Here is a 13,320-nt window from a genome sequence, read left to right on the forward strand (position 1 = left end):
CGCCGGCGGCCCGGGAAACGGGGGACCCCACCCGACCGGCGGAGAGGGCCAGGGTTGCGCGGGCGGCACCGCGCCCTGCGGGGGGCGTGCCCAGGGGTCGTGGGGGTGCTGCGGGGGTCCTGGTATCGGGTCGGACATCGTCTGCTTTCTCGGGCCGGGCCTGCACGGAGTGCTGTTCCTGGAGTCTCCCATCCGCCCCGCACGGGCTCGGGAAACGGGGAACATCAGCGGGCCGCAGGACCCGAGGGCCTTTCGCGTCCCCGGTCGAGCTCTTCCCTGACCCGGTCGCGGAGGAGTTCGTACTCCTCGCGGAGCCTGCTCCACTCCGCGGCGGGCGGGCGGGGGATGACGGTCCCTCCGATGACGAGCTCCTCCGGCCCGAACTGCTCCCGGGTGAGGTCGATCTCGATGCCCGTGCCCAGGCGGTTCCACCAGTGGTAGTCCACGCGCTCCCCGTTCACATGGACTTCCCCCCCGGATCAGATCCCCTCCCAGGAGGTCGTTCACCACCATGGCGGTGACACCGCACTGGTCCCGGGCCGGATTGTCCGGGCTCCAACGCGACCGGAACTCGGGGGTGCAGGTGTCCGCGCTCCAACTGCCGCGGACGGCGCGCTCGATGTCGGCGAGAAGATACGGCGTCATGCCGCCGATGCTCTCAACCGGCGCTGACACTCACGGTCGCGCGAGGACGGTCGGCTCCGTCGGCTCGGTCTCGGTGCCCCGGTCGAGTCCCGGTCGACCTCCTTCTTCATGGCACCGGCGTCGATTCGCCCCTCAAGGCGGGGGAAGCGCGATCTCGTGCCGCTCCGGCCGCACGCCCTTCCGCGGGCACGACGGCCCACCGGGACCGGGGGCGGCCGGAGGTGGGACCGGCCGCCCCCGGTGAACGGCGGGAAGCGGGTGGGTCAGACGCGGCCGAAGAACAGGCTGCCCGGGGCGTCCGGGTCGTTGGAGAGGTAGTGCTCGCGCACCGCACGGATGAACTCGTGGCGCGAGATCACGCCGTCCCCGTCGGTGTCCAGCTTGACGAACACGTCCATGGCGTCGGGCGCGTCGCTCTTCCAGACGTCCCTCAGGAAGCGGGCGAACTCGTCCTTGCCGATCTCGTTGTCACCGTTGACGTCGATGACGTCGAAGATCGCGTGACCGCCGCCCTCGGTCACGTTGAGCCGGCTGGTGTCGATGACGGCGAGGCGGTTGGCCGTGACGAACTGGTCCTTGGTGAGCCGGTCGCCGTCCACGTCCGCGTGGCGCAGCAGCTCCAGCCAGTAGATCTGGCAGAAGGTCTGGAGGGCCCTGGCCCGCCGGTCGTCCTTGCTCAGGCCGTACGCCTGGATGTAGCGGTCGGCCATCTTCTGGTAGTCCGCCCAGTCCAGGTAGCCGTTGCGGTCGGCGTCCAAGGCGTCGAAGCTGCGCTCGAGCTTGGCGGTGATGGTGTCCTGCACCGTCGTGGTCATGACCGGCCTTTCATGATCTTGCCCTGTGGGTTCCTCCAGCATGGGACCGACCACACGGAAAGAACCTCGATATCCGCATATGCCACCTGATCTAGTGATCGTTTTCCGGTCACCGTCACACGCGCGGTGCGCGCAGCCCGAAGCCCCGTCGCCGACGGTCAACGGGCCCCTTCGAGTGCTGCGCCACGCAGCCCACACGGGAGCCAACACGGTCGGGCTCGCCCTTCCGTACTGACGGGAAGTCGGGGAAGCCGCGGACCCCGTCGGTGCGACGAACGTTCTCAACAGGGCCGGGCTGGTCCTCTGCGCGGCGGCCTGGCCACCGACACAGGAAGCCCGCACGCTTACGCGCGGGTGGAGTCACCGATCCACCCGCGGCACGACGTCACCGCAGGCCCCGGGTCGGGGCGGGCCGCTTCGGGGCGGGGAGAGAGGGTGCTTCACTCGTACGGGGGTTCTTCGCACGGAGTGTTCTGGTGGACGGGCTCCACCCGGTACGTTCACGCAAAACGGCCCCCGTCGATGGTTCGCACCCATCGGCGAGGGCCTCAACCACCAGTGGAACAAGGCCTCCACCGTGATCTACCGAAACTTTAACGCGCCCGCGCGCGCCTTCACCCCGTTCTCCCACGAGATCATCCGGCACCCCCGCCTGAGCTCCGACGCCGTGCGGCTCCTGACCTGGCAGCTCTCCCTCCCCCGGGACGCCCGCGAGTCGCTCTCCCGCTCCGCCGAACGCGCCCGGATCGGGGCATGCGCCTTCGGGCGGGCCAAACGGCAGTTGAAGGAGGAGGGCTTCCTGCACGAGCGGCGGGTCCAGGTCGCCGGCGGACGCTGGACCACCCAACAACTCGTCTCCGCAACGCCGTTGACCGCCGGTGAGGCCGCGAAGATCTTCGCGCGGTTAGCCGTGTCCGTCACCGGGAGCGCCGTGGCGGGCGCGGCGGGAGAGCCCGCCGCCCGGGGTCGGGGCGACCACGCGGGGTCCGCCGGGCGCGGCGGTCGGGTCCCGCCGGCCGTCCCGCCGGCCGCCGGGGCCTCCGCACCGGAGCCCCGCGCGCCCGAACCGCCCACGCCCACGCAGCTTCCGCCGGAACCGCCCGCACCGTCCACCCCGTCCGCACCGGGGCCCCGGAAACCGGGTGTCGGTGATCCGGCCGTCGGTGCACCGGTGACCCCGCGCACCGACGGTCATCCAGAGAAAGACCCAGGGGAAAAGACCTCCCACCATCCGGCCGGGGCGACGGAGGCGGCCGGAGGGTCCGGGGAAGCCGGAGGGGCCTGGGAAGCCCAAGGGCCCGAGGAGTCCGGAGGGGCCGCCCACCTCGAAGCGGGGCGGGCGTTCGTCGGGGCGCTGCCGCTGCTCTCCCCCGCCCTGCGGCACGTGCCGCCCGGCATGCGCGAGGAGCTCGCCGGGCTCGTCGCCCGCTGGCTGGCGGACGGCCACTCCCCCGCCGACGTGCAGGCGCACGTCCTGCGCGGCCTCCCCGGGGACGGAACGCCCGTCCGGCGCCCCGGCGGCCTCGTCCGCCACCTGCTGCGCGAGGTGCCGCCCCTGGAGCTGCCCCCGGCCCCTGCGTCCGGGCCGCGGGTGTCCGCGCGGCTCGCGGGGGCGCGGGAGTGCTCCGGCGAGCACACCCAGGCGACGCTGTTCCGGCCGGTGGCGGACGAAACGCTGTGCCGGGCGTGCGCTCCGTAGGCTGGGGGCCGTGCACACCACCCTGACGGAACACGCCCGGTGCGTCTTCGGGGACGAGTACCGGCCCGCACCGCCGTGCGACCGCGAGCACGACGAGGGCTCCTTCGTCGAGCTGCTGACGTTCGCCGACGCCGGGGAGATCCTCGCCATGCTGCGGGAGCTGTGCCCGCAGCTGGCCGACGGGTACCTGCCGGTGCGGATCCGCAACCTGGCGTACCGGCTCCTGCTGCTCCAGCGGCCGGAGGACCCCGGGCTGACGCGGGAGGCGGCGCTCAGCCTCCATCTGCACGGCCCCGACTGGGACGGGATCGCCGCCGAGCTGCACGCACGGGCCGATGCCCTGGAGGCGGCGGAGCACCGCCCCGGGCCGGAATGACGGACGGGCGGACGGGCGGACGGACGGGCGGACGGACGGGCGGCACCGGTGTCGGTGTCGGTGCCGCCCGCCCGCTCCTGGTCCCCGCCCCGACGAAGCGGGGGCGGGGTCAGCGGAAGGTCAACGCCCCTGGAGGGACCTGACCTTGTCGCCGAAGGTCCAGCCCTTCGAGCCGTCCCAGTTGATCGACCAGGTCATGAGCCCCTTCAGCGAACCGCCGAAGGCGTTCCACGACTGGCCGACCAGGCTCGGCGACATGTAGCCGCCGCCCGCGCCGGTCTGGGCCGGCAGGCCGGGCACCTGCTTGTCGTAAGGGACCTTGATGGTGGTGCCCTGGATGGTGAGGCCGTCGTTCAGGCAGGTGGTCTGCGCGGTGAAGCCCTGCACGGTGCCGGCCTGGTAGGAGTCGCCGGAGCAGCCGTACATGCTGCCGTTGTAGTACTGCATGTTCAGCCACCACAGGCGGCCGTTGTCGACGTACTTCTTGATGATCGGCAGGTAGGAGCCCCAGATCGACCCGTAGGTGACGCTTCCGCCGGTGACGTAGGCGGTCTCGGGGGCCATGGTCAGCCCGAAGCCCGCCGGCATCTGGGCCAGCACGCCGTCGATGATGCGGATCAGGTTGGCCTGGGAGGCGGACAGCGTGTTGATGTTGCCGCTGCCGGAGAGGCCGGTCTCGATGTCGATGTCGATCCCGTCGAAGTTGTACTTCTTGAGGATCGGGACGACGGTCGCCACGAAGCGGTCGGCGACGGTGCTGGAGCTCAGGTCGATGCCCGCGGTGGCGCCGCCGATCGACATCAGGATCGTCGCGCCGGCCGCCTTGGCCTGGCACATCTCGGCGGGGGTCGCGACCTTGACGCCGGTGTCCATGCCGTCCTGCCACAGCACGGTGCCGTCCGAGAGGATCACCGGGAAGGCGGCGTTGATGACGTTGTAGCCGTGGGCGGCGATCCGGCCGTCCGTGATGGGGACCCAGCCCATGCCGGGGTGGACGCCGTTCGCGGCGCCGTCCCAGTTCTCCCAGTAGCCCTGGAGGACCTTGCCGGACGGCTTGGGCTTCGTGGGGCAGGTGTCACCCGGCGGGGTGGTGGTCGGCGGCGGGGTGGTGGGGGGCTCGGTGGTCGGCGGCGTCGTCGTCGGCGGCGGGGTCGTCGGCGGCTCGGTGGTCGGCGGCGGGGTCGTCGGCGGTGCCGTCGTGGGCGGTGCGGTGGTCGGCGGTGCGGTGGTCGGTGTGGGGCTGCCGCCGGGACCGCTGAGCACCACGTCGTCCGCGTGGTACGCCGGCTGCCCGTACCAGCCGTGCAGGTAGACGGTCACCTGGGTGGTGGTGGCGCCGGTGGCGAAGTCGATGCTGAGCTGGCCGTACGAGGCGTTGTTCGGCGTCCAGGTGGACGTGGTGCCGGTGAGGCCGGTGCCGGTGGCGCCCAGGTAGACGTAGCTGCCCTGGACGTGGGCGCTCAGCGTGTACGAGGAGTTGGGCTGCACGTTGATCGTCTGGGCGCACCGGGCGTTGTCCGAGCCGGCCGGCACGGCCTTGAGCGCGGAGGCGCCGGAGTGGACCGGGCTGCTGACGGTCGAGCCGGAGCCGCCGGAGCAGGTCCAGCCGGAAAGCCCTTCCTCGAAGCCGGAGTTGGTCACCAGGTTGGTGGTGGCGGCTCCGGCCGTGGGGCTGCCGACCACGGCGACGCCGGCGCCGATGACGGCGGCGGCGCTCACTCCGGCGAGGGAGCGCACCAGGACGGTCGATCCGTGCCGGGCGCGACCGGTCCGGTCGTCCGCGCGGCGGGCGGGGTCGGGGGGACAGGGGCGGGGACCGCCCGACGGGCGTGGGGCGCGCGACCTCCGACGGAACATGTGGTGCTCCCTTCCCGCCGAGTGTCATGGGCATGACTGGCTCATGAGGGCGTGACGCCCGGCTCTGGGTGAGGTGGGGACATGGGGGGCTGCCGGACCGGATCGTAGGAGGGGCGAGCAGACGCGTCAATAGGTCTGGACCAATATCGAGGCAGCGGTCCGGTTCCCGACGGCCGGGGGCGCTGGGCCCTGTCGTCACACTCCCGTCGTCGCCCGAAGGGCTGCCCCTCCTGCTCGCTCGGCCCGCGAGCCCTGACCGGCAACGCCGTAGGCGCCTGCCCCTGCCGGCCGAAGCCGTCGCATCCGGCCAGCACGCCGAACAGCCCGGCGAACGTCCCCCGGTCACCGCGCTGGACGCGGGCGGGCGCCCGCGCTCCCCTCACCGCTCGCCGGACTACGGCGCAGACGACCCGGCCTCCGCGGACGCCTTCGCTCGCCCTAGCTCGCACAGGATGCGGGCCAGGTCGGCCGGCGCCGCCGCCAGACGTACCGGCACGTCCGCGTCGTCGAGCTCCGCGACGTGCCAGTGCCGTGGCACTCTCTCACCGTCACTTCCCCGCACCCGGCGCACCGTGCGCAGCGAGAGCCGCGCCGCGGGGATCTTCCTGGCCGCGAACCGGCCCGGACCGGGCGTCACCGCCGGCCGGCCGTCGCCGAGGACGATGTGGGTGCCGAAGCCGTTCGGGTTGTAGTCGGTGGCGTCCAGGAAACGAGCCGTCAGGAACACGTCGGACACCGTCTCGCGGGCACCGCGGCCGTCCGCCGCGGCCGCGCCGCGCGGCAGGTACGGGAGATCCGGCCGAGCCGAGAGACCCGAGAGGTCCGTGTAGGGGCCGTACTCCTCGGGCGTGCGGACCCGCGTGGCGCGCCAGGCCCAGACACCGAGACCGGCGGTGCTCAGCGCCCCCGCGGCCGCCCAGGTGAGCCCCGTGGAGGAGGTGGAGAGGTCCAGGGGGTGCAGGTAGCAGAGCGGCAGCAGCCAGAGTGCGGTTCCGGCGAGCGCCCACGCGTACGGAGCGGTCGACGGCAGCACCTCTCCCTCCGGCAGCCCGCGGCAGCGCAGCCGGGTCAGGGCCACCGCCGCGGGGTAGCCGGCCAGGACGGCGAGCAGGGCCGCGGGCAGGGCGGTGGGGCCCGGGGAGGGGACGTACCGGTTCCAGACCTGCCCCGCCTTGGTGACCGTCATCACCTCGCCGCGCCAGAAGGTCAGCTCGACCTCGTCGCCGACCCCGAACAGCCCCGTCGCCCCGGACCCGACGTCCGTCCGCTCCACCGGCCGGCCGCCGGTGAAGTACATGTGGCCGGACCCCCTGCGCCCGATCTCGAATCGGTCGATCACGGCGTGCGCGGTGACCAGGCAGTCGTTCGCCCGCGCCGGGTCGACGGGGGCGGTGCACGGGACGGCGGCGCGCCAGGCCCGTCCGTTCGCGTCCGAGGCCGGGACGGTCCACACCCCCATGGCGACCGCAAGGGCGAGGAGCAGCGCGGCCAGGGCGGCCGGTCCCATCAGACCGCGTCTGACGGCGCGGGGAGTGCGCGGTGGTGAGGGGATGTCGGCGTGCGTCATGAACGCCACTCTGTCCACCCGCGCGGGGCGCGGCTTGTGGGCGTTACGGCAGTCTGGCCCGCGTGCGGCTGCCGACCTCGTGCACCGTGCCTCCGGCCCGCCCGGTCCGGGGCGCGGGGTTCGTCCGGACCGGGGCCCGGGGCCCGCCCGGGGGCGTCGAGGCGGGCACCGGAGACTCGGGGCGAAATTGATCGCCCGGGACCGATGAGTCGTGAGGGTCCCGCACGTCTACCCCTGTGACCGACCCTTCACCGAGGAGAACTCCATGGCCGGGACCGTCACCAGCGCGCTGCAGACCGTCGGCGCGACCCTCCGCTACGACGTCCGCCCCGGCACCGGATCCGACCCGCGCCCGCTGCTGCTCATCGGCTCGCCCATGGACGCGGCCGGATTCGCCACCCTGGCCTCGCACTTCGGCGACCGCACCGTCGTGACGTACGACCCCCGCGGGGTGGGGCGCAGCGAGCGGACCGACGGCGCCCCGGAGACCCTGCCGGAGGAGCACGCGGACGACCTCGCCCGTCTGATCGGGGCCCTGGACGCGGGCGCCGTCGACCTCTTCGCCAGCAGCGGCGGCGCGGTGAACGCCCTGGCGCTCGTCACGGCCCGTCCGGACCTGGTCCACACCCTCGTCGCGCACGAGCCGCCGTGCGCTCCCGTCCTGCCGGACCGCGAGGCCGCCCTGGCGGTCTGCGCGGACATCCACCGCACCTACCTGAGGGAGGGTTCGGGCGTGGCGATGGCGAAGTTCATCGCCCTGGTGAGCCGGACGGGCCCGATCCCGGCGGACTGGGCCGAGGAGCCCGCGCCCTCCCCGGAGGCCTTCGGGCTGTCGGCCGAGGACGACGGCACGCGCGACGACGCCCTGCTCGGCCAGAACATGCGCGGCTGCACCTCGTACCACCCGGACTTCGCGGTCCTGCGCGCCGTGACAACCCGCATCGTCATCGCCGCGGGCAAGGAGTCCGAGGGCACGTTCTGCGCACGGGCGGCCGCGGCCGTCGCCGAGGGCATCGGGGTACCGCTCGCCGTCTACCCCAGCCACCACGCCGGCTTCCTGGGCGGTGAGCACGGACAGCACGGTGCCCCGGCGGAGTTCGCGGAGGCGCTGCGGACCTCGCTCGCGGAAGAGAGCCCGGTCGTACAACCTTTCGCCTTCCCGCCTGTCTCATGAAGCGAGGCGCGTGACACAGGTGATGCGCCTGTCAGGAAATTCCTACTTTGTCATCCCGGAGGAACGGAACGTGCTCCTGGTCCGCTCACCCCGGCGCCGCCTCGCGGCCGCCGTCAGCATCGTCCTCGCCGCGACCACCGGCGTGGGCCTGATGACGCTTCCCGCACACGCCTCGCCCGTCGCGGCCCTCTCAGCCGCCGACGCGATCACCGCCGAGTCCCCCATACCGTTCCCCGCGAACGCCGACCTCGTCGGTGCCGGGCAGCACACCCACTTCCTCACGCGCAATCCGGAGACCGGCGGGTACGCCCTGCGGAGGTACACGGACGGCGCCGGTCAGGGCTACGGCGGCCACAACGCGCTGCGGTCCACCCGGACCGACGACTACTGGGTCCACGTCGGCAGTTACTCGGCGAGCCTGCGGAAGGCGGACGGCAGCAGCGGTCCGATCCAGGTCCCCTTGGGGGTGACCATGACCGGTACCTACACATACGCCGGATCCGCCGCCGACGCCCTCTTCACGGCCCAGGAGACCGAGAGCGGCACGGTGCTGCGGAAGCACGTCAGGACCGACGGCGCCTCCTCCTACAGCACTGACGTCGTGACCGGCTTCCCGGAGGACGCGATCTGGATGAGCGTCTCCCCCGCGACGTACGACCAGGCCCTCGTCACCTTCTCCGTCCGCGGCGGAAAGAAGTGGGGCCTGATCGACCTCGCGACCGGCGTCGTGGGCGAGATCCACGACCGTGGGGTCGGGGCGGCGGACGGCGGCATGGTGGCCTCCGAGACCCATGTCGCCTGGACCGAGGGAGTCTGGAGCGAGAACGCGAGCAGGGAGGACGGGCCCGACCGCTGGACGGTGTTCGTCCTGGACCGCGCCACGGACCGGGTGCGGGAGATCCCGGTCGGAGACACGGGGTCGGAGGAGCTCCAGGTCGGCCTGGTCGGCGACTGGGTGGTGTACGGCGAGGCCGGCGGTCTCGCCTCGGGCACCACGAACCCGCTGCACGCCGTCACCGCGTACAGCCTGACAGACGCCGCCGCGGCCCCCGTGAAGCTGCTCGACCACCTCACCTCCTCCGCCGGCGTCCCGGACGGGAGCCTGTACGTGCGCGGCGGTCTCGTCGGCACGGGCGAGGGCATGTACCGGATCGAGGACAAGGGCGGCGCTCAGCCGGAGGTCACCCTGGTGGCCACGACCGGCGAGCCCACCGAGGTCGTGATCGGCGCCGGCGGACCGCCCGCCGTGGTCGACTTCGACGAGAACGGCGGGAAGCAGACCTTCGACTGGACCTTCTCCCGGACCTCCGTCGACATCAAGGTCACGCTGCGGCACGTCGGCACCGGCAAGAGCACCGTGCTGACGAAGACCCGGCCCACCACCACGACGGTGCCGTTCACGTGGGACGGCACCGTGGGCCAGGGGGTCGAGTCCGCCCCCAACGGCGCCTACACCTGGGAGGTCGAGGCCAGCCCCCTCGACGGCATCGGCCCCACCGCGACCGCCGAGGGAAGCTTCACGGTCGACCGCGCCGCCCGGCCGCACGACTTCAACGACAACGGCACCCTCGACCTGCTGAGCCGTGACGCGGACGGCCGCCTGTGGCGTCAGGACACCCGCTACAGCGACGACGTCAACGACGGACAGCTCGTGGAGGCGGGCCAGGCCGCGCTCATCGGCGTCGGCTGGCAGATCTACGACCGGATCGAGGCGACCGGGAACATCGCGGGCTCGGCGGTCGGCGACCTCGTCGCCCGTGACAGGGACGGCGTCCTCTGGCTGTACCAGGGCAAGGGCACCGGCGACCTCGCCGCCCGGGTCCGGGTCGGCGGCGGCTGGCAGATCTACGACAAGCTCACCGGCGGCTCCGACCTGACCGGTGACGGCCGTGCCGACCTCCTCGCCACCGACCGCTCCGGCGTGCTGTGGCTCTACCAGTCCACCGGCTCCGTCACCCGCCCCTTCGAGCCCCGGAAGAAGATCGGCGTCGGCTGGCAGATCTACAACCAGCTCGTCGCCACCGGGAACATCGGCGGGGCCACCGGCGGCGACCTCGTCGCCCGTGACAAGGACGGCGTCCTGTGGCTGTACCTCGGCAAGGGTGACGGCACCTTGGCGTCCCGCACGAGGATCGGCGGCGGGTGGAACACGTACACCCACCTCGTCGGCGTCGGCGACACCGACGGTGACGGCCACAACGACCTGATCGGCCTCAACTCGTCCGGCACCTGGTTCTACCAGGGCACCGGGAACTGGCGGGCGCCGTTCGCGCCCCGCGAGGTCGCAGGCCTGGACCACCCGGTGAACAGCTCGCAGCTCGTCTTCTGACCGCAGGGCTTGACAGAAGGGGGCGTCCACGCCGGCGTGGACGCCCCCTTCCTCCGTGCCGGCCCCTTTCCCACGTCGGCCCTTGCTGACCGCCGCCCGGATCTCCGGCAGCCGTCGCCCTCGCATCACTCCTGATGCGGGCGTGGTGTTCGACGACAGAACCTAGCGGGGTTCGCGGTGGAAGACGGCCGTGGACCAGCGGTGACCGAGGACGGCCAGGCCGAGGCACCAGGCGAGGGCGAGCCAGCCGTTGTGGCCGATCTCGGTGCCCAGGAGCAGGCCGCGGAGGGTCTCGATGGCGGGGGTGAAGGGCTGGTACTGGGCGACGGGCTGGAACCAGCCGGGCATCTGGTCGACCGGGACGAAGGCGCTGGAGATCAGCGGGAGGAAGATCAGCGGCATCGCGTTGTTGCTGGCGGCCTCGGCGTTCGGGCTGACCAGCCCCATCCCCACCGCGATCCAGGTCAGGGCCAGGGAGAACAGGACCAACAGGCCGAAGGCGGCGAGCCATTCGAGGGCGGTGGCGTCGGAGGAGCGGAAGCCGATGGCCAGGCCGACCGCGCCGACCAGGACGACGCTGACCACGGACTGCAGCACGCTGCCGATGACGTGGCCGGTGATGACCGAGCCGCGGTGGATGGCCATGGTGCGGAAGCGGGCGATGACACCCTCGGTCATGTCGTTGGAGACGGAGACCGCGGTGCCGATCGTGGTGGAGCCGATCGTCATCAACAGCAGGCCGGGGAGCAGATAGGCGATGTAGTCGGAGCGGTCGCCGCCGCCGATGCCCGCGCTCATCGTGTTGCCGAAGACGTACACGAACAACAGCAGCAGCATGATGGGCGTGAGCAGCAGGTTCAGGGTGAGGGAGGGGTAGCGCCGGGCGTGCAGGAGGTTGCGGCGCAGCATGGTGGTCGTGTCGCGGACGGCGAGGGAGAGGGTGCTCATCGGGCGGACTCCTTGGACTGCGCGGGGAGGGCGGCGGTGAGGGCGAGGAAGACGTCGTCGAGGTCGGGGGTGTGGACGGTGAGTTCGTCCGCCTCGACGCCGGCCGCGTCCAGCCGGTCGAGGACGGTGCGCAGCTCGCGCTGGCTGCCGTCGTTGGGCAGGTGCAGGGCGAGGGCCTCGTCGTCGCGGCCGGCGTCCCGGAGCAGGGTGGCGGCCGAGCGGTAGGCGTCCGGGGCGGTGAAGCGGAGGCGCACGTGCCCTCCGGGGACCAGGCGTTTGAGCTCCTGCGCCGTGCCCTCGGCGACGATCGTGCCGCCGTTGAGGACGGCGATACGGTCGGCGAGCTGGTCGGCCTCCTCCAGGTACTGGGTGGTGAGGAAGACGGTGACCCCGCCGGTGACGAGCTCGCGGATGATCTGCCACATGGTGTGGCGGGAGCGGGGGTCAAGGCCGGTGGTGGGTTCGTCGAGGAAGATGATCCGGGGGCTGCCGACCAGGGTCATGGCGATGTCCAGGCGGCGCTTCATGCCGCCGGAATAGGTGGAGGCGGGCTTCTTCGCCGCCTCCACCAGGTCGAAGCGCTGCAGGAGTTCGGCCGTCACGCGCCGCCCCTCCGGCCGGGACAGGTGGTGCAGGTCCGCCATCAGGAGCATGTTCTCCTCGCCGGTGATCAGGCCGTCGACGGCGGAGAACTGGCCCGTGACGCCGATGGCGGCGCGCACCGCCCGCGGGGCGGCGGACAGGTCGTGGCCCGCCACCCGGGCCTGCCCGCCGTCGGCGCCGATGAGGGTGGACAGGATCTTCACGGTGGTGGTCTTGCCGGCGCCGTTCGGGCCGAGCAGGGCGAAGACCGTTCCTTCGGGGACGGTCAGGTCCACGCCGTCGAGGACGGCCTTGTCGCCGTAGGACTTGCGCAGCCCGTTCGCCGCGATGGCCGGGGTGGTCATGGTGGGGCTCCTCAGGTGCTGGGGTCGATGGCTGGCGGCCGGGGGCTGGGGGCCGGCCCGGCGGTCAGAGGCTGCGGGCGGTGACGTCCCCGCGGGTCGTGGTCGCGCGGACGCTCAGGCCGGGAGTGCCGTCGTTCTTCAGGGCGTTGTCGATGCGACCGAGGGTGGTGTGGGCGTCGAGGGCGCCGGAGACCCCGCGGGCGACGCCGACCTCGATGTCGCCGAGCTGGGTGGTCAGGACGAAGGCGCCGCCGACCGCCTCCGCGATCCGGATGCCGCCCCGCTGGGTGCTGATCTCGGAGGAGCCGCCGAGCCGGCCGACCTCGACGTCGCCGTCGAGGACGGTGAGGCGGGCGCTCTCCGCCTCGTCGAGCTTGATCCGGCCCCGGGCGCCCTCGAAGAGGACGCGGCCGAGCCGACCGACGCCGCGGAGTTCGGTGCCGGCGGTCTTCGCCTCGACACCGGAGCCGGCGGGCAGTCGGACGGTCACCTCGACGGCGCCGGAGGGACCGAAGTACTGGTTCTTCGTCGTGGTCGCGACCTTCAGGACGCCGTTCGCATAGCTGACGCCGGTCCGCTCGGCGGCCTGCACGTCGCGGTTCTTGGCGGCGTCCGCCGGAAGGACCTCGACCGTGGTGTCGGTGCGGTCGGCGGCGATGAAGCGGATGCGGCCCGCGGGGACGTCCAGGACGACGGTGATGGCGGCGGGGGTGGCGAAGGTGTGCATCGTGCTCTCCTTGGACTCAAGGTTTCCGATGAACGAAAAGCTACGTTGCGTTCACGGATCAAGCAATGCACCGATCCCAGCAAATCCCCTTCATTGCAGGTCAGTAACGTGAATTCATTGCAATGATTCTGAGAGGTAACGCAACGAACCTCACTACATTCATTGCAATGAATGAAGGTGAACGCTCCGCGTGGACGCCGAAGGGCCCGTCGCCCCCGCGGTGGTGGACCGCGGGG

At 72.4% G+C, this 13,320-nt stretch carries 9 protein-coding genes and 3 pseudogenes; 4 read left to right on the plus strand and 8 right to left on the minus strand.

Going from position 1 to position 13,320, the window contains the following annotated elements; all coding sequences use genetic code 11:
• Positions 1-224: 224 nt before the first annotated feature.
• Positions 225-645: pseudogene (locus ACFW2Y_RS04810) on the minus strand (hypothetical protein).
• A gap of 263 nt (positions 646-908) precedes the next feature.
• Positions 909-1,460 carry an EF-hand domain-containing protein gene (locus tag ACFW2Y_RS04815; protein WP_384873572.1) on the minus strand — a complete coding sequence of 184 codons (552 nt, stop codon included), beginning with the start codon at positions 1,458-1,460 and terminating at the stop codon, positions 909-911.
• Between the two features lie 577 nt (positions 1,461-2,037).
• On the opposite strand from ACFW2Y_RS04815, the gene ACFW2Y_RS04820 reads away from it, so the two are divergent.
• Positions 2,038-3,159 (plus strand): hypothetical protein, encoded by a 1,122-nt coding sequence (locus ACFW2Y_RS04820; protein WP_384873574.1) that lies wholly within the window; start codon positions 2,038-2,040, stop codon positions 3,157-3,159.
• Between the two features lie 10 nt (positions 3,160-3,169).
• Positions 3,170-3,535, plus strand: a complete 366-nt coding sequence (locus ACFW2Y_RS04825) for a hypothetical protein (RefSeq protein ID WP_384873577.1) — start codon at positions 3,170-3,172, stop codon at positions 3,533-3,535.
• A gap of 120 nt (positions 3,536-3,655) precedes the next feature.
• Here ACFW2Y_RS04825 and ACFW2Y_RS04830 read toward each other — a convergent pair.
• The 3 genes and pseudogenes from ACFW2Y_RS04830 to ACFW2Y_RS04840 all read right to left on the minus strand — a co-directional run.
• Positions 3,656-4,615: pseudogene (locus ACFW2Y_RS04830) on the minus strand (chitinase); the annotation flags it as partial.
• A gap of 228 nt (positions 4,616-4,843) precedes the next feature.
• Positions 4,844-5,392: pseudogene (locus tag ACFW2Y_RS04835) on the minus strand (carbohydrate binding domain-containing protein); the annotation flags it as partial.
• 394 nt (positions 5,393-5,786) lie between these two features.
• Positions 5,787-6,959, minus strand: a complete 1,173-nt coding sequence (locus ACFW2Y_RS04840) for a PH domain-containing protein (protein ID WP_384873580.1) — start codon at positions 6,957-6,959, stop codon at positions 5,787-5,789.
• A 265-nt stretch (positions 6,960-7,224) separates the two neighbouring features.
• Here ACFW2Y_RS04840 and ACFW2Y_RS04845 point away from each other — a divergent pair, with 265 nt between their 5' ends.
• Together ACFW2Y_RS04845 and ACFW2Y_RS04850 are read left to right on the plus strand one after the other, a co-directional pair.
• Entirely contained in the window at positions 7,225-8,133 is a 909-nt protein-coding gene (locus ACFW2Y_RS04845) for an alpha/beta fold hydrolase (RefSeq protein WP_384873583.1), read from the plus strand.
• A gap of 70 nt (positions 8,134-8,203) precedes the next feature.
• On the plus strand, positions 8,204-10,462 hold the full coding sequence (locus ACFW2Y_RS04850) for an FG-GAP repeat domain-containing protein (protein ID WP_384873585.1): 2,259 nt from the start codon (positions 8,204-8,206) through the stop codon (positions 10,460-10,462).
• Positions 10,463-10,624: 162 nt separating this feature from the next.
• On the opposite strand, the gene ACFW2Y_RS04855 is transcribed toward ACFW2Y_RS04850, so the two are convergent.
• The 3 genes from ACFW2Y_RS04855 to ACFW2Y_RS04865 form a co-directional block, all read right to left on the minus strand.
• Positions 10,625-11,410 (minus strand): ABC transporter permease, encoded by a 786-nt coding sequence (locus ACFW2Y_RS04855; protein ID WP_384873588.1) that lies wholly within the window; start codon positions 11,408-11,410, stop codon positions 10,625-10,627.
• Entirely contained in the window at positions 11,407-12,357 is a 951-nt protein-coding gene (locus tag ACFW2Y_RS04860; RefSeq protein WP_384873590.1) for an ATP-binding cassette domain-containing protein, read from the minus strand. The genes ACFW2Y_RS04855 and ACFW2Y_RS04860 overlap by 4 nt, the downstream gene beginning before the upstream one ends.
• A 64-nt stretch (positions 12,358-12,421) precedes the next feature.
• Entirely contained in the window at positions 12,422-13,084 is a 663-nt protein-coding gene (locus ACFW2Y_RS04865; RefSeq protein ID WP_384873593.1) for a DUF4097 family beta strand repeat-containing protein, read from the minus strand.
• Between the last annotated feature and the right edge of the window lie 236 nt (positions 13,085-13,320).

Source organism: Streptomyces sp. NPDC058877 (assembly GCF_042742855.1).
Classification (GTDB): Bacteria; Actinomycetota; Actinomycetes; order Streptomycetales; family Streptomycetaceae; genus Streptomyces.